The 16,131-nt window shown below is 70.9% G+C and carries 15 protein-coding genes and 1 tRNA gene; 2 read left to right on the top strand and 14 right to left on the bottom strand.

Going from position 1 to position 16,131, the window contains the following annotated elements:
• Positions 1–312: 312 nt before the first annotated feature.
• The 6 genes from EGT67_RS17080 to EGT67_RS17055 all read right to left on the bottom strand — a co-directional run bounded on the left by EGT67_RS17080 (position 313) and on the right by EGT67_RS17055 (position 6,209).
• Entirely contained in the window at positions 313–510 is a 198-nt protein-coding gene (locus EGT67_RS17080; RefSeq protein ID WP_127917258.1) for a hypothetical protein, read from the bottom strand.
• Between the two features lie 281 nt (positions 511–791).
• A tRNA-Thr gene (locus EGT67_RS17075) sits at positions 792–864 on the bottom strand.
• A 63-nt stretch (positions 865–927) separates the two neighbouring features.
• Positions 928–2,115 (bottom strand): DNA polymerase III subunit delta', encoded by a 1,188-nt coding sequence (locus EGT67_RS17070; protein WP_127917257.1) that lies wholly within the window; start codon positions 2,113–2,115, stop codon positions 928–930.
• Positions 2,116–2,168: 53 nt separating this feature from the next.
• Entirely contained in the window at positions 2,169–5,066 is a 2,898-nt protein-coding gene (topA, locus tag EGT67_RS17065; protein ID WP_127917256.1) for a type I DNA topoisomerase, read from the bottom strand.
• A gap of 145 nt (positions 5,067–5,211) precedes the next feature.
• The gene (locus EGT67_RS17060; protein WP_127917255.1) at positions 5,212–5,796 is read right to left on the bottom strand and encodes a hypothetical protein; all 585 of its coding nucleotides are present in this window, start codon (positions 5,794–5,796) and stop codon (positions 5,212–5,214) included.
• Positions 5,797–6,005: 209 nt separating this feature from the next.
• Complete coding sequence (locus EGT67_RS17055) at positions 6,006–6,209, bottom strand: cold-shock protein (RefSeq protein WP_005515803.1); 204 nt, start codon at positions 6,207–6,209, stop codon at positions 6,006–6,008.
• 388 nt (positions 6,210–6,597) lie between these two features.
• Here EGT67_RS17055 and EGT67_RS17050 point away from each other — a divergent pair, with 388 nt between their 5' ends.
• The gene (locus EGT67_RS17050) at positions 6,598–8,961 is read left to right on the top strand and encodes a DEAD/DEAH box helicase (protein WP_127917254.1); all 2,364 of its coding nucleotides are present in this window, start codon (positions 6,598–6,600) and stop codon (positions 8,959–8,961) included.
• Between the two features lie 5 nt (positions 8,962–8,966).
• On the opposite strand, the gene EGT67_RS17045 is transcribed toward EGT67_RS17050, so the two are convergent.
• From EGT67_RS17045 to ssd, 7 genes are read right to left on the bottom strand one after another with little or no spacing between them, the layout of a single operon-like run.
• Positions 8,967–9,317, bottom strand: a complete 351-nt coding sequence (locus EGT67_RS17045; RefSeq protein ID WP_127917253.1) for an Rv3654c family TadE-like protein — start codon at positions 9,315–9,317, stop codon at positions 8,967–8,969.
• Positions 9,314–9,667 carry a TadE family type IV pilus minor pilin gene (locus EGT67_RS17040; RefSeq protein WP_127917252.1) on the bottom strand — a complete coding sequence of 118 codons (354 nt, stop codon included), beginning with the start codon at positions 9,665–9,667 and terminating at the stop codon, positions 9,314–9,316. The genes EGT67_RS17045 and EGT67_RS17040 overlap by 4 nt, the downstream gene beginning before the upstream one ends.
• Positions 9,664–9,867, bottom strand: a complete 204-nt coding sequence (locus EGT67_RS17035) for a DUF4244 domain-containing protein (protein WP_127917251.1) — start codon at positions 9,865–9,867, stop codon at positions 9,664–9,666. The genes EGT67_RS17040 and EGT67_RS17035 overlap by 4 nt, the downstream gene beginning before the upstream one ends.
• A 60-nt stretch (positions 9,868–9,927) precedes the next feature.
• On the bottom strand, positions 9,928–10,509 hold the full coding sequence (locus tag EGT67_RS17030) for a type II secretion system F family protein (RefSeq protein ID WP_127917250.1): 582 nt from the start codon (positions 10,507–10,509) through the stop codon (positions 9,928–9,930).
• On the bottom strand, positions 10,509–11,330 hold the full coding sequence (locus EGT67_RS17025) for a type II secretion system F family protein (RefSeq protein WP_127917249.1): 822 nt from the start codon (positions 11,328–11,330) through the stop codon (positions 10,509–10,511). Before EGT67_RS17025 ends, EGT67_RS17030 begins: the two co-directional genes overlap by 1 nt.
• The gene (locus EGT67_RS17020) at positions 11,327–12,505 is read right to left on the bottom strand and encodes a TadA family conjugal transfer-associated ATPase (RefSeq protein WP_127917248.1); all 1,179 of its coding nucleotides are present in this window, start codon (positions 12,503–12,505) and stop codon (positions 11,327–11,329) included. Before EGT67_RS17020 ends, EGT67_RS17025 begins: the two co-directional genes overlap by 4 nt.
• Entirely contained in the window at positions 12,502–13,632 is a 1,131-nt protein-coding gene (gene ssd, locus EGT67_RS17015) for a septum site-determining protein Ssd (protein ID WP_127917247.1), read from the bottom strand. The genes EGT67_RS17020 and ssd overlap by 4 nt, the downstream gene beginning before the upstream one ends.
• A 485-nt stretch (positions 13,633–14,117) precedes the next feature.
• Between ssd and EGT67_RS17005 the strand changes: the two genes are divergently transcribed.
• Positions 14,118–14,936: an HAD family hydrolase gene (locus EGT67_RS17005; protein WP_127917245.1), complete on the top strand. Its 819-nt coding sequence runs from the start codon at positions 14,118–14,120 to the stop codon at positions 14,934–14,936.
• A gap of 386 nt (positions 14,937–15,322) precedes the next feature.
• Here the strand turns inward: EGT67_RS17005 and EGT67_RS17000 are convergent, their stop codons facing one another.
• The gene (locus tag EGT67_RS17000; RefSeq protein WP_127917290.1) at positions 15,323–16,072 is read right to left on the bottom strand and encodes a Fic family protein; all 750 of its coding nucleotides are present in this window, start codon (positions 16,070–16,072) and stop codon (positions 15,323–15,325) included.
• Positions 16,073–16,131 lie beyond the last annotated feature (59 nt).

Genomic DNA, 16,131 nt, shown 5'->3' with positions numbered 1-16,131 from the left:
GCAACCGTTCCAGCTTATCCCACCCGGGATCCGAGTGCAAACTCGGTCCCCGTCCGGGCCACCCGGACACGCTCAACCACCCTACACGAAGCAGGGAAGCGAACTTCCAGGAGTATCAGGCGCTCCCCGTACAACCTCGTTTTCCCACGCTGACCTGTGAAGATCGCGTCCGGGTCGGTGTCCGTGTCGCTCTGACCTGGAATAAGTTACGCGAAGCTTTCGCAGAACACCAAATCGCCAGGTCAAAGCGGTAAACGGCGCGAGAACACCATGGAAATGGCCGTCGACCGGTGCCGGCCGGCCCGGGAGCGACTACGGAACCCAGTACTTGGCGGCCAACTCCTCGACCAAAGGGTCGTCGTCGGTCACCTCGTCGAGTGCCGCGAGATCACTGTCGATTGCGACGAGGCGCGGATCGTCCCCCTCGAACTCCTCGACCGGGTGCCCCCCGTTCTCCGCGAGCTGGCGCAGCAGCTTCTCGCGAACCCGGGCCTTGAGTGAATCGCTCACCTTCAGAGCATGGCCGCTTCGAACGGACCTTGTCGAGGGTTCGGGGAAGTCAGTCGTCACCCGAACGCCTGAACACCTGCCTCGCCACCGGGATCAACGTCACCAGCGCACCAATCGCGAGGATCAGCCAGAAGATCTCCATCCACACGGCGCCCGCCTCCTACCGTCGGAACCGTTGCCCTCCCCGACTCCATTGTCGCCGTGCACGGCACCGTGGTGCACCATCCGCCGGAGAACGAGAAAGGCCCCAGGTGGACTGTGTCCACCTGGGGCCTTCCCAGAGCTGCCTGCGAGAATCGAACTCGCGACCTTTTCATTACGAGTGAAATGCTCTACCGACTGAGCTAAGGCAGCGTGCCTTTCGGCGCGTGCGAGTCTAGCCCGAACCCCCGCCCCTAATGCAAATCGGGCGTCGGACTACCTGTACTCGGCACCGATCCGAGCCACGAGGGCGTCCAGTGCGAACTTGGGCTTGACGTTCATGTCCAGCGCCTCGCGGCAGTCGAGGATCGCCTCGATGCAGCGCAGCAGCCCCTCGCGGGAAGTACGCGCGGCGAGGTCCGCGGCCTGCTCAGCCATGTCCGGGTGGTTCGACGTCGCCGTGGAACCGAACGAACGCGCGAGCGCGTCGCGGTAGAGGCCGGCGAGATCCATCAGCGCCCGGTCGAGGGCGTCGCGACCGGTGCGGGTGGCGCGGGACTTCTGTCGGCGTTCGAGGTCCTTGAGCACCCCGGCCGATCCACGCAGGGCTCCCGCCGCCCCCTTGCCGGTACCGCCGGCACCGAGCGCCGTTCGCAGCTCCTCCGTCTCGCGTTCGTCGCGCTCGGCGGTGAGTTCCTTGGCTTCGAGGTCCGCGGCTTGGACGAGTTCCTCCGCGGCCGCATAGGCGGTACCGGGTCGCATCGCCGCCTTCGCGAGCGACAGCGCGCGCTTGCGTCGGGCCCGCGCGTCCTCGTCGGTCGCCAGCCGGCGCGCCCGACCCACGTGCCCACCACAGATCGACGCGGCCCACTGCGCAGATTCGGCGTCGAGCCGGTCACGCTCCCTCAACACCTCGGCGATGGCGCCGACCGACGGCGTCACCAGCGGGATGTGCCGGCACCGCGAGCGGAGCGTCACCGAGATGTCCTGCGGGTCGACCGACGGCGCGCACAGCAGGAAGACCGTCCGGTCCGGCGGTTCCTCGACGACCTTGAGCAGCGCGTTGGCCGCGCCCTCGGTGAGCCGATCGGCGTCCTCGACGACCACGATCTGCCAGCGGCCCGTGCTCGGTCGCCGGGACGCGGTCTGCACGATGGCGCGCATCTCGCTGACGCTGATGCTCAGCCCCTCGGGCACGATGCGTCGCACGTCGCCGTGCGTGCCGGCCATCGTCGTCGTGCAGGCCTGGCACTCGCCGCAGCCGGGGGCGCCGTCGGACGTGCACTGCAGCGCCGCCGCGAAGCACACCGCGGCGACGGAACGACCGGATCCGGGTGGCCCGGTGAACAGCCACGAGTGCGTCATCCGCGATCCGGCCTCACCGCCACGGGCGGCGGTCGCGGCAGCCGTCAACTCTGCCTCGACATGCTCCTGACCGACCAGCCGATCGAATACACCCGTCACGAGCCGACCCTACCGAGCCGCGCCGACGACTCCGCCGACAACCGAGGTCACGACTACTCCGCCGTCGACTTCTTGGCGGCGGCCTTCTTGGCCGGCGCCTTCTTGGCGGCAGTCTTCTTCGCCGCGGCCTTCTTGGCGGGCGCCTTCTTGGCCGCGGCCTTCTTCTTCACCGGCCCGCGGGCACGGCGATCGGCCAGCAGTTCGGAGGCGCGCTCGTCGGTGATGGACTCGACCTCGTCGCCCTTGCGCAGGCTCGCGTTGGTCTCGCCGTCGGTGACGTACGGGCCGAAACGGCCGTCCTTGATCACCATCGGCTTACCGGTCGCCGCGTCGTTGCCGAGTTCACGGAGCGGGGCCGCCGCCGAGGCCTGACGTCCGCGCCGCTTGGGCTCGGCGTAGATCTTGAGGGCGTCCTCGAGCGTCACCGTGAACATCTGCTCCTCGTTCTCCAAGGAACGGGAGTCGGTGCCCTTCTTCAGATACGGCCCGTAGCGGCCGTTCTGCGCGGTGATCTCTTCCTTCGACTCGGGGTCGATGCCGACGACACGCGGCAGCGACAGCAACTTGAGCGCGTCCTCGAGCGTGACGGTCGCCAGATCCATCGACTTGAGCAGCGAACCGGTGCGCGGCTTCGGGCCGGCAGCCTTCTTCGCGGCCTTCTTCGCCGGAGCCTTCTTGGCGGCCTTCGTCTTGACGGTGCCGTCGGCGGCCGCCTCGACCGGAACGATGTCCGGCTCGGGCTCGGCTGCAGGCTCGGGCAGGATCTCGGTGACGTACGGGCCGAAGCGGCCCTCCTTCGCGACGATCTCGTGCCCGGTCAGCGGGTCGACGCCCAGCTTGCGACCCTCCTGCGGCGTCGCGAACAGCTTCTCCGCGTACTCGGGGGTGAGCTCGTCGGGCGGCAGATCGTCGGGCAGGTTCGCGCGCTGCGAGACCGGGTCGCCATCCGGGTCGTCGGGATTCTGGACCATCCGCTCGAGGTACGGACCGAAGCGGCCGACCCGCACGCGGACCTCGCGGCCCTCGGCGTCGTCGAACAGGCGGATCGAGTTGATCTCGCGGGCGTCGATGTCCTCGAGGTTCTCGCCGACCATCTTCTTCAGGCCGCCGGCGCGCGCGATGGTGTCGTCGGCCGCCTTGTCGTCACCGAAGTAGAAGCTCGACAGCCAGTTCCCGCGCTGCTCGCGGCCGCCGGCGATCTCGTCGAGGTCGTCCTCCATCGCGGCGGTGAAGTCGAAGTCGACGAGCCGGCCGAAGTGCGACTCGAGCAGACCGATCACCGCGAACGCCACCCACGACGGGACCAGCGCGCTGCCGCGCTTGTAGACGTAACCGCGGTCGAGGATGGTCTTGATGATCGACGAGTACGTCGACGGACGCCCGATGCCGAGGTCCTCGAGTGCCTTGATCAGGCTGGCCTCGGTGTAGCGGGCCGGCGGGTTGGTGGTGTGACCGTCCGGGTCGAGCTTGGTGGCGGTCACGCCCTGGCCCTGCGTGAGCACCGGGAGCCGCGACTCGGCGTCGTCGGACTGGCCGCCGGCCTCCTCGTCGACGCTCTCCACGTACGCCTTGAGGAAGCCGGGGAACGTGATGGTGCGGCCGGACGCGGAGAACGTGCACTCCTCGCCCGTGCCGGCGGTGCCGGTGATCCGCAGCGTCAGCGTGGTGCCGCGGGCGTCGGCCATCTGCGACGCGACCGTGCGCTGCCAGATGAGTTCGTAGAGCCGGTACTCGTCGTTGTCGAGGCGCGAGTGCAGCTGACCGGGGGTCTGGAAGACGTCGCCGGCGGGACGGATCGCCTCGTGCGCCTCCTGCGCGTTCTTGACCTTGCGGGTGTACTGGCGCGGGCTCGAGTGGACGTACTCGGCACCGTACAGTTCCGTCGCCTGCGCCCGGGCCGCCGCGATGGCCGACTGCGACAACGTGGTCGAGTCGGTTCGCATGTAGGTGATGTAGCCGTTCTCGTACAGACGCTGCGCGATGCGCATCGTCCGCTCCGACGAGAAGCGCAACTTGCGCGCGGCTTCCTGCTGGAGGGTCGAGGTCATGAACGGTGCGTACGGCTTGCGCGTGTACGGCTTGTCCTCGGCCGACGAGACCACCAGGTCGACGCCCTCGAGGGCCTCCGCCAGCCGACGGGCGTACGCCTCGTCGATGACCGTGACGCCGCTGGACTTCAGCTTCCCGTCGGGTCCGAAATCGCGGCCGGCGGCGACGCGGGAACCGTCGACGGAGACCAGGCGCGCGCCGAAGGCGCGGGGGCTGGCGTCGGCGCCGGCGTCGAGCTTGGCCGAGATGTCCCAGTACTCCGCCGACCGGAACGCCATCCGCTCGCGCTCGCGCTGCACGATCACGCGCGTCGCGACCGACTGCACACGGCCCGCCGACAGCTTCGGCATGACCTTCTTCCACAGGACCGGGCTGACCTCGTAGCCGTAGAGGCGGTCGAGGATGCGGCGGGTCTCCTGCGCGTCGACCAGGTCGTTGTCCAGGTCGCGGGTGTCCTCGGCGGCCGCGCGGATCGCGGGCTCGGTGATCTCGTGGAACACCATCCGACGAACCGGGATCTTGGGCTTGAGCGTCTCGAGGAGATGCCACGCGATGGCCTCGCCCTCGCGGTCGGGGTCGGTGGCGAGGTAGAGCTCGTCGGCGTCCTTGAGCAGGCTCTTGAGCTCGGTGACCTTGGACTTCTTCTCGGGGCTGACGACGTACAGCGGCTCGAAGTCGTGGTCGACGTTCACGCCGAGGCGGGCCCACGGCTCGCCCTTGTACTTGGCGGGGACGTCGGCGGCGCCGCGCGGCAGGTCACGGATGTGGCCGACAGAAGCCTCCACGACGTAATTCTTGCCGAGGTAAGGCGCAATCTTCTTGGCCTTCGTCGGTGACTCGACGATGACGAGGCGGCGCGTGGCAGACCCTCCGTCCGCCGTGCTCTTATCCCGTGATGCCACCAGTCTGTCCGCACCTTTCCTGCTCGATCAGTGCTGCTGCGCACCTGATGCGAATCTCGTCTCCGCCCCCGTTATACCGGGTCCGGTCAGTTACAGGGTGTCACACCAGCGGGATGGACGCGCATATCCGTCCCTCTCCATTCGCTCAAATGTGCGGCCAGTTGCGTCGGGCGTCCGGGTGCTCCGGCGGTCGACCGATGTTCTCCGCGAGGTGCATGAGGCGTCGGCGGCCCGAAATGCGCAATCCCGGGGACGACCCGCGAATACCCACGATGGTGGGCGCGACCCCGGCCCGCATCAGGGACTGTGCCAACACCACGTGGGTGTCCGGGGCGTGCGGATCCAGTCCGAGGACGTACCGCTGGCCGTCCGCCTCGACTCGACCGGACGCGAGCACCCAGGCGCGCTGTTCACGTGCGCCGGGAATCCATCCTTCCGGCACTGCCTTGACGGCGCCGCGCGTCCACTTCGCTGCGAGGTCGGTCAGCGCGGGTACTGCTGCGGTCCGGACGAGCGGGCGCCCTTCCTCGGACGTGCCGATCTCGGCGTCGAGGTCGGCCTCGCGCATCAGTTCGGCGATCGCCTCCGCTCGCCACAGGCTGTCGACCACGACGGAGACTCGAGCCCCCTCCCTCGAGGTGACCACCTGACCCTGCGCAGCCAACAACCCACCGAGGTCGGTGACCGCGGGCGGCACCGATTCGGCGGAGAAGAAGGAAAGCTGAGCCACAAGAGGACAGTAGGCCACGATCGGGCGTCGTTCGTCGGGATCGCGAATCCGCCACGCGAGTGGCGGGGTGGACGAGGAAACTCGGGGGACGGCATTCCGAGGGGGCCGCAAACGAACGCGTCCCCCGCCACCGTTGCCGGCAGCAGGGGACGAGTCAGGCAGCGGTCGATGTGACCGGCCTTGAGTTATTTGTTCAGTTGATGAACGGATCAGATAGCGCGAACGCCGGTGGCCTGCGGGCCCTTGGTGCCCTGGCCGACCTCGAACTCGACGCGCTGGTTCTCCTCCAGGGTGCGGAAGCCGCTGCCCTGGATCTCCGAGTAGTGAACGAAGACGTCAGCGGAGCCGTCCTCGGGAGCGATGAAGCCGAAGCCCTTTTCCGCGTTGAACCACTTCACAGTGCCCTGTGCCATGCTTTTCCTTCTCTTTCTTACACCGGATTCGATGGACAGCACTTCCGGTCCACCGGGCCGGTTCCGACCGCTGTACTTTCTCGATTCCCCCTCAGGAACGCATAAGCACCGCGCTCGCAACATCGATCCTGCGGGCGTTTAAACGAACACAGAAGCTGCGACCAGGTCATAGTCAACCACGTCCGACGTCACTGCAACAGTCGAAAGACGAACAAATACTGCAAATAGATGATCTTGCACGCGGTGCCATCTCAGCTACCGTCGAGTACCCCCCTCGCGGCCAGGTACCGGGAGCGGCAGATAGGATCAAAACCGCAGGTCCGACGCATGCGACGCGCCCGGGACGACCCCAGAACGCTCGATCGCGACAATTCCGGAAGGGGCGCCCGTGAATCTCTCGCCCTCCTCCCGACACGCGGGAGAAAACAGCGACGACTCCTTCGGACGCAGACTTCTCGATCGTGTTCTTGCCGGCACCGCGCCCGGCGAGCAACCCCTCACATTCACGGCCGAACTCCCGCCGCGGGTATCGCGGTACGCCGACTGGCCCGAGTGGGCCGGCCCGGCCGCGGTACGCGCCCTCGAGGCCGCGGGCATCCCGCGGCCGTGGAGCCACCAGGCCGAGGCGGCATCGATCGCGGCGGCGGGCGAGCACGTCGTCGTCGCCACGGGGACTGCGTCGGGCAAGTCGTTGGCCTATCAACTCCCCGTGCTGACGGACCTCGCCGGGGAGTCTCGCGGTACGGCGCTGTACCTGTCCCCCACCAAGGCACTCGGCGCCGATCAGCTGCGGTCGGCGATCTCGCTGACCGAGTCGGATCCCGAGTTGACGTCGATCCATCCGTGCGGCTTCGACGGCGACACCCCGACCGAGATCCGGCAGTGGGCCCGCGCGAACTCGCGGTGGATCTTCACCAACCCGGACATGCTGCACATCGGGATCCTGCGCTCGCACCAGCGCTGGTCGCGGCTGCTGCGCCATCTGCGGTACGTCGTCGTCGACGAATGCCACTCCTATCGCGGGGTCTTCGGATCGAACGTGGCACTCGTGCTGCGCCGACTGCGCCGGATCGCCGCGCGCTACGGCGCGAACCCGGTGTTCGTCCTGGCGAGCGCGACCACCTCGGATCCGGGCGCGGCCGCGTCCCGGTTGGTCGGGGCGCCGTGCGCGGAGGTCACCGAGGACGGCTCGCCGCACGGGCCGCGCACGATCGCGCTGTGGGAGCCGCCGCTGCTCGAGTCGGTGACCGGCGAGAACGGCGCCCCCGTCCGGCGGGCCGCCGGATCCGAGGCGTCCCGGATCATGGCGGACCTGCTGGTCGAGGGTGCCCGGACCTTGACGTTCGTCCGCTCCCGGCGTGGCGCCGAACTGACCGCGATCGGCGCCCGCCGCATCCTGTCCGAGATCGATCCCGATCTGGCCGACCGCGTCGCGGCCTACCGCGCCGGATACCTCGCCGAGGACCGACGCGACCTGGAGGCGGCCCTCTCCGACGGCCGACTGCTCGGCGTCGCGACGACCAACGCGCTCGAACTCGGGGTGGACATCGCAGGTCTGGACGCCGTCGTGGTCGCCGGCTTTCCGGGAACCGTCGCGTCGTTCTGGCAGCAGGCCGGCCGCTCCGGGCGACGCGGCGAGGGCTCGCTGGTGGTTCTCGTCGCACGAGACGACCCGCTCGACACCTTCCTCGTGCACCACCCGTCCGCCCTGCTCGACCGCCCGATCGAGGCCACCGTCACCGACCCGACCAACCCCTACGTGCTGGGCCCGCAACTGCTGTGCGCCGCGCTGGAGATGCCGCTCTCCGACGCGGAGGTCGCCGACCTGGGGGCGACGGAGGTGCTCACCGACCTCGCCGCAAAGGGCCTGATCCGCAGGCGCGCGCACGGCTGGTTCGCCACCGCCGATCTCGATCCGCACAGCTCCCTCGACATCCGCGGCGGCATCGGGGGCCAGGTCGCCATCGTCGACGGCGAGTCCGGGCGACTCCTGGGGACCGTCGACGCGGGCCGCGCCCCCGCCACGGTGCACCCGGGCGCGGTCCACATCCATCAGGGCGAGTCGTTCGTCGTCGACCACCTCGATCTCGACGACGGCATCGCGCTGGTGCACCCGGAGGAACCGGAGTGGACCACCTCCGCACGCGAGATCACCGACATCGCGATCAGCGAGATCGCGGAGCACAAGCCGTACGGCGACGTGGGCGTCGCGCTGGTCCGGGTGGAGGTGACGCACCAGGTGGTCGGCTACCTGCGCCGGCTGGCGTCGGGTGAGGTGCTCGACTCGGTGGAACTCGACATGCCGGCCCAGACCCTGAACACGCGGGCCGTGATGTACACCGTCACCCCCGAACTGCTCGAGGAGGCGGGCATCGGCGCCGACCGCGTCCCGGGCGCGCTGCACGCCGCCGAGCACGCGGCGATCGGGTTGCTGCCGCTGGTCGCCACGTGCGACCGCGGCGACATCGGCGGGGTGTCCACCGCGCTGCACCCGGACACGGGTCTGCCGACCGTGTTCGTCTACGACGGCCACCCCGGCGGCGCCGGGTTCGCCGACCGCGGGCACGCCGAGTTGGCGCGCTGGCTCGGCGCGACGCGCGCGGCGATCGACTCGTGCGAGTGCGTCGCCGGTTGCCCGTCGTGTGTGCACTCCCCCAAGTGCGGCAACGGAAACCATCCGTTGGACAAGGAGGGCGCGGTCCGGGTGCTGGCGGCCGTGCTCGCCGCGGTGGACCCGGGATCGGCCGTCTGACGGGATCATTCGACGGGTCCGGCGCGGGCGATGGCCCGCGCCGGACCCAGGACGGACACCGGTCCCTCCGTCTCGGTCGACACCACGACGTCCCACCCGTCGACGGCGCACTCGGTCACCTCGACCCGCATCCGCCGCGCGAGCGATGATGCTGCGGTGCAGGCTGATTGCTCCCCCTCGGTGAGCGCCTGCGCGGCCGCGAGCGCGGCCAGGTCGGCCGCCCCCTGCGCCCGGTGCCGTGCCGCGACGGCCCCGCCCACCTGGATCAGGACGGCGGTGACCGCGACCAGTCCGGTCAACGCGAAGCACGCGAACACCGTCGCGCCGCCGGACTCGTCCCGAACGAAACGCCTCACCCGACGCCCGCTTCCGGTTCGCGGGCGGCGACGGCCTCCGCGGACAGTTCGACGAGCGGCAGCAACGACACACTCGCGCGGACCGTCGCCACGACGAACCCGCCGTCCTCCCGCAGCGTGACCTCTGCGCCGCCGGGTGCGACCCGGCCGGACGCGGCGACCGCGTCACGGTCGCCGCGGGCCGCCAACCGGGCCGCCTCCCGCGCCGCGTCGATGCACCGCACCTGCGCGGACACCGCCGCGATCGCACCGACGCACAGCACCACGACGGCCACGATGGAGGCGATCGCGATCGCCGCCTCCACCGTGACCGCGCCGTCGTCGCTCCGGAGGCCGGACCACGCGCTCACACCGACGTCTTCAGCGCCTTGTCGATGATCCCGGTGAGCGCGGACACGATCGAGTCGCCGGTGACCACCGTGTACAGGATCGCGCCGAACGCCGCGGCGGCGATTGTCCCGATCGCGTACTCTGCGGTCGACATCCCGTCGTCCGCGGTCGCCGCGAGCACGATCCTGGCCTGGATGTCGTGGAACTTCTTCGACCACATTGCTTTCCCCCTCCATTCGATGCCGGCGCGGTCCTTCCGCGCCGACGTTTCCCCGGCCGGTCACAGGAGCCCTCCGTCGAGCACCCGTCCGGCCAGCCCGATCACCACCGGGACGATCCCCAGGCAGACGAATGCGGGCAGGAAGCACAGACCCAGCGGGCCGCTGATGAGCACGCCGGCCCGCTCCGCCGCGGCGACCGCGCGGTCCTCGGCGTCGGCACGCTGCTGCGCCGCCAACTCTCCGATCGCGCTCGACAGCGCGGCCCCGGAGCGTGCGGAGCGGCGCGCCATCCTCGCGAGCGCCTCGGTCGCGGGTTCGGTGGCCACGACATCCCACGCCGTCGCCGGGTCGGCGCCGAGCACCAGCAGGTCGGCGGTGCGGCGCAACGACTCCGACAGCGGCCGCGGAGCGGACGGTGCCGAAGCCGCGGCGGCCGCCGACGTGGGCAGCCCCGCCTCGAGGCACGCGGCGAGCAGGTCGAAGGTTCCGGCCACGGCCAACGGATCCGACGTGTCCGGCCCGGTCGGGGCGTCCGGTGGGGCGTCGACGAGCGGCGCCGATCCACGGAGCCTGCGGCGCACGGCCGTTCCGCCCGGGGCCACGAGGACGGCCGCCGCCACCGCCGCCAGCGACGCCCACATCACTGCACCACCCGGTCGACGATCCGGTCGGTCCACACCAGTCCGGCCGCGACCAGCACCGTGCCGACGACGAGCAGCACGGCGCCGAGTCCCCCACCGAGCAGGACCCGGACCGGCGCGGCACCCATGAGCTGTCCCAGGACCACACCGAGGACGGGTAGCCCCGCCAGGACGGCCGCCGTCGCGCGCGCACCGGCCAGACCGGCTTCCGCCCGGGTGCGGAATCTGCTTCGGCCCAACAGGTCCGAGCGTGCGGCCTGCAGCAGCTCGGCCAGGGCCAGACCGTGCGTCTCGGCCACCGCCCAGGAGCGGGCGATCCTGTGCAGGTCGTCGGCGACGACGCCCTCACTCGCCGCGAGGCCGCTCGCGGCCGAACCCCCGAGGCGGGCGCGGGCGGCCGCGCTCCGGAACGCCTCGGCGGCGGCCCCGTCGCACTCGATTGCCGCGGTCTCGCAGGCGACCGCGGGGTGCGCGCCCACGCGGAGTTCACCGATCACGACGTCGAGTCCCGCGAGCACACCGCGACGCTCGCGGTCCCGCCGCGCGCCCGCCCGCCGTCGGCGATGGCGCCGACCCGCGGTGAGCGCCGCGACCGCCACCGCGACCGCCGGTCCCACCATCCCGACTGCAGCGAGCGGCACGCACGCGAGGACCGCCAGATCGAACGGGGACAGCCCCCGCCGCACCACCCACGCCCGCACCCGGGGCGCCGCCCCGCCCCGCGCCGCCGGTCCACTGCCCATCACATGCAGGCGCCGGCGCGCACCGCGAGCGGGCACCAGCACGAGCGCCGCGGACAGGCTGAGCAGGACGGCCGTCATCGCACCACCCTCGCGTCGAGCAGCCTGCGCAGCGTCCCCGCCGCCGGGCCGACACCGGAATCGCTCGTCCAGGCGGCCGTCACCCGCACATCACCGGACGAGTCCCTCTCGAGCACACCGATTTCGACGAGACCGCGAGCGCCCGACGAATCACGGCGCACGTGCAGGACCGCCTGGACCGCGGCCGCGAGCTGACTGTGCAGCGCCCGGCGATCCATGCCGCCGAGCGCCGCGAGCGCCTCGAGACGGGCCGGGACCTCCCCGGGCGAGTTGGCGTGAACCGTGCCCGCGCCGCCGTCGTGGCCGGTGTTGAGTGCGGTGAGCAGATCGACCACCTCGGCCCCGCGCACCTCGCCGACGACGATGCGGTCCGGCCGCATCCGCAGCGACTGCCGGACCAGGTCGCGCACGGTCACCTCACCCACCCCCTCCACGTTCGGCGCCCGCGCCACCAGGCGCACGACGTGCGGATGGGACGGCGCGAGTTCCGCGACGTCCTCCACGCACACGATCCGCTCGGCCGGATCGACCCGGCCGAGCATCGCGGCGAGCATGGTCGTCTTGCCGGCGCCGGTGCCACCGGTGACGAGGAACGCGAGCCTGGCCCGCACGATCTCCTCGAGCAGATCCCGGGCGTCCGCGGCCACCGCACCGCCCGCCGCCAACTCGTCGAGCCCCTGCGTCGCGGGCCGGAGCACGCGCAGAGACACGCTGGTCCCGCCCTGCGCCACCGGCGCGAGAATCGCGTGGAGGCGAACCCCGAAGTCTCCGTATCCGATTCGTTCGAGTCGGCCGTCCACCCACGGTTGCGCGTCGTCCAGGCGGCGCCCCGCGGACAGTGCCAGCCGCTGCGCGAGTCGGCGGACCGCGGCCTCGTCGGGAAACGACACCGACGTCCGTTCCAGCCCGCCACCGCGGTCGATCCACACCTCGTCCGGCGCGGTGACGAGGACGTCGGCGACACCGGGAAGCCCCAGCAGCGCCTCGAGCGGGCCCGCACCGGTGAGTTCGGTCTGCAGCATCCGCAGGGCGGCAAGCAGATCCGTGTCGCCCAGCACGCCGCCCGATTCGGCGCGGATCGCCGACGCGACCGTCGCCGGGGTGAGGTCGCTCTCGGCGAGGGCGAGGCGCTCCCGCACCCGCTCGAGGAGATCGGGCGTCGCGATCACGTTCATGCCGCCCACCGTCGCCGCCGCGGCCGGGCCGCGAGGACGTCGAGCACGGCCCGCGCTCCCGCGGCCAACGGCGACCGTCGCCCGAGGTCGAGCCCGCCCCGCTCGAGCATGGCATCGATCCGCGGTTCCGGGCGCACCGCCGCGAGCAGCGGTACGCCGAGCCTGGCGGACAGGTCGGCCCCGCGCAGACCGCCCGGTGCCGGACCGCGAATCACGATTCCCCGGTTGGGGTTTCGTTCGGAGACCCGCGTCAGCACCCGTTCGGCGGCCACTCCCCCGCGCACGGTGGCGGGAACCACCACGACGACGAGGTCCGCGGCGTCGACGAGGCAGTCGCCGACCGCCGTCGGGTGCCGCGGCACGTCGCAGATCACCAGACCGCCGGCACGCCGACCGGCGTCCACGACCGCGGTGGCGGCAGCCGGGGTGGGGCCGTCCTCACCGGCGCGTCCACGGCCGCACGCGAGCACACTCACACCGTCCCCGCGTACAGCCGGAAGGGCCGCGCGCAGTGCGTCGGCGGACACCCGACCGCCCTCCACGGTCAGGCCCGACCACCGCAGACCCGGGTCTCCCTCGAGCCCGAGGAGCAGGTCCAGTCCGCCGCCGAAGGGGTCGGCGTCGACGAGCAGCGTCCACGGGGCCGAGGCGGCCGTGCCACTCGGCCTGGCTGCCTCGAGCGCTACCGCCGCCGCCAGGCTCGACGCACCGGCGCCCCCGGCGCCGCCCGTGACGACGACGACGGCGCCGTCGGCCACGCTTCGGGTGCCGCGCTCGCCGAACACCGCCACGAGTACCGCCTCGTCGTCGGGGATTCCGAGGACCCGGTCCGCGCCCACCGCGGTCGCCGCCTGCCAGTCGGCCAGGGTCGGCGCGCCGTCGCTCACCAGGACCACCCGGTCCCGCCGCGGCAGTCGGGCCGCGCACGCGAGCGCGGCGGCGGCGTCCACGACGACCAGATCCGCCGATTCCCATTCGATCCGCCCCACCGGTGCCGCGGATTCAACGAATGTTTGATCAGTGACGGCCGCGATCGACCGCAGGCATTGCACCACCGCCCGCGCAGCCACCATCCCCAGCACGCCGGGCCGACCGGGCGCGGTGGGCTCGATGCGATCTACGTCCATGCACCCAGCGTGCGGCCCGCCGCACCGCCCCGGAAGGCACCCCCGGGAAATGTGGACAGAATCGGACCCTGTGGATGAATTCCGGTACTCGAGTACCATTTATTCGCTACTTTTACCTGCACGGCACACAGCCACGAGCGCGAGGAATTGGGGCAGCAGTCAGCGAATCGCGGGGCGGGCGAGCGTAAACGGAGCGTCGGCGATGCGGCCGGTCCGATGATCGAGCCCGAGAATGGGGCAGAAAGGGGACGACCCCCGCCAGGGGGGGAGGAGGCGGGGGTCGTCAGAGTTCAGCCCCGGGGGGTCGGGCTGAACACGCCTGGATCGCGTCCAGGTAGAAGCAATACTACACCCAGATCCAGGAATATTTGCAACTTCACGTATCGCCTCCGACGTGCCGCTTAGGCCCGGAATCGGACACGGATCCCCCGCCCGGAGCCGCAACATCGGCCGAAACACCCCATTGCTCCCCTATCCTTGGTCGCGTGACCGCCCTCCCGAGCGCACTCACCCGACGCGGCCGCGTGGCCGCGTTCTTCGATCTGGACAAGACCGTCATCGCGAAGTCGAGCGCACTCGCCTTCAGCAAGCCGTTCTTCGCGCAGGGACTCATCACCCGCCGGTCGGTATTGAAGGGCAGCTACGCGCAGTTCCTCTTCCTCCTGTCCGGCGCCGACCACGACCAGATGGAGCGGATGCGCGCCCACCTGACGAACATGACCGCCGGCTGGGATGTCGAGCAGATCCGTGCCATCGTCGCCGAAACCCTGCACGACATCGTCGATCCGCTGATCTACGCCGAGGCCGCCGACCTCATCGCCGATCACAAGGCCCGCGGCCACGACGTCGTGATCGTCTCGGCGTCCGGCGAGGAGGTGGTGGCGCCCATCGCCGCCGCCCTCGGTGCCACATACAGCACCGCGACCCGCATGGTGGTCGAGGACGGCCGGTATACCGGCGAACTCGACTTCTACTGTTACGGGGACGGCAAGGTCGAGGCCATGCGAGAGTTGTCCGAGGCCTACGGCTACGACCTGACGCAGTGCTACGCCTACTCGGATTCGGTCACCGATCTGCCGATGCTGGAGGCCGTGGGGCACCCCACCGCTGTGAACCCCGATCGCGCCCTCCGCCGTGCCGCCTCCGAAAATGGTTGGCCTGTATTGTCTTTCTCCAACCCCGTCTCGCTGCGCGCGCGATTGCAGGCACCGTCGCGGACGGCCGTCGCGACGGTCGCCGCGGTGCTGTCGAGCGCCGCCGTCGCGGGCGCGTTCACCTACGGAATGCGCCGGCGCAAACGCTGAACCCGCATCTGCCACAAAGGAAAATTGCCACTTGAAGTGGGTTGGAGCACGGGGTACAAAGGAGTTACGGAAGGCCGGAAGGCCAGGATCGACCCGGAAGAGAAGGGCCGATTCCCCACACGGACTTCCCAGCACGGGCACCAGGCACCCACGCGGAGCAGCAAGCCACTATAAGGGCAGAAGCGTTGTGGGCTTGCGTGACTCGGACGCCTGACGGTAAGGACCCCGCACGGGTTGCGGGGACGACCCGCCACCGACCGAGCCTACGCCGAGGCCGTTGACACACAACCCACATTTGCACGCATGGTAACCCGGCAGTCCGTGCTAGCGGGTGGCGTTTCCGACCGAGGTCGGTGACACCACCCGCTTCGCATGTTCGGGGTCGGTCAGCCCGCGGCAGCGTCTGCGATCGACATCGCCTCGCGAGCGCCCGCCTCCAGGGCGCCGCAGCACAGGATCACCCAACTGCCCACGCCCTCGGGCGTTCCCGACGCGAACCCTTCGATCCCGTCCCGGTAGGCCGGGACGCGGCGCATCCAGCTCACCTCCGGCACACCGAGATTGTGCGGGTCCAGCCCCGTCGACGTGGCAACCAGTCGGGATGCGGCACGTGCCACGATCCCGTCCGCCACCCCGAACGGTCGCAGCGCGAGCAGTTCCCCGTGCACGACGGCCGCGAGCACGGGCGCCGGCGCCTTCGTCCCACCCGTGATCAACTGCGCGAGCATGTCGAGCCGTTCCCCGACGCCCCGCTCGGCACGCGGGCGGCCGAGCGTCTCCTGGTCGGTGACGAGGTCGGCCGCGGCGAGCAGGTGCAGACGCGCGAGCGCCTGCAGCGGGGCCCGCTGCCATGTCGGGAGGATGACGGTCAGCGACTCCCCGTCCAGGGCCTGGGCGACACGCAGCGCACCCGAGAGCACCGGGTCGCCCGCCGTCCCGGGGGTCGGCAGTTCCATCGAACCGCCGTCGATCGCGGCCGACGCACGGGCCGCCCGCACCGACGCCTCGGTGGCCGTCTGGGGCCAGCCGCGGCGATTCGTCTTGTGCCGATGCACCTCGCCGAGCGCGTCACGCGCGCGATCCGCCGCCTCGACCACACCGGGCAGGTCCAACAGCGGCCGCAGGGGATCAGTCACGGGAACACTCACGGCCCAGACGCTACCCGCTGCCCGTGGCCGGGCCGCTCGCCCCGTGA

Source organism: Prescottella agglutinans (assembly GCF_004011865.1).
GTDB classification, from domain to species: domain Bacteria; phylum Actinomycetota; class Actinomycetes; order Mycobacteriales; family Mycobacteriaceae; genus Prescottella; species Prescottella agglutinans.
The sequence above is the reverse complement of the archived record's forward strand: the minus strand, read 5'-3'. Positions and strand labels throughout refer to the sequence as shown.

Excerpts from the sequence above, each read along its gene's own strand:
- EGT67_RS17055 (WP_005515803.1), bottom strand. The coding sequence starts at position 6,209 with ATGGCACAGGGCACTGTGAAGTGGTTCAACGCGGAAAAGGGCTTCGGC.
- EGT67_RS17035 (WP_127917251.1), bottom strand. The coding sequence starts at position 9,867 with ATGTGGTCGAAGAAGTTCCACGACATCCAGGCCAGGATCGTGCTCGCG.
- EGT67_RS17030 (WP_127917250.1), bottom strand. The coding sequence starts at position 10,509 with ATGTGGGCGTCGCTGGCGGCGGTGGCGGCGGCCGTCCTCGTGGCCCCG.
- EGT67_RS17025 (WP_127917249.1), bottom strand. The coding sequence starts at position 11,330 with ATGACGGCCGTCCTGCTCAGCCTGTCCGCGGCGCTCGTGCTGGTGCCC.
- EGT67_RS17020 (WP_127917248.1), bottom strand. The coding sequence starts at position 12,505 with ATGAACGTGATCGCGACGCCCGATCTCCTCGAGCGGGTGCGGGAGCGC.
- ssd (WP_127917247.1), bottom strand. The coding sequence starts at position 13,632 with ATGGACGTAGATCGCATCGAGCCCACCGCGCCCGGTCGGCCCGGCGTG.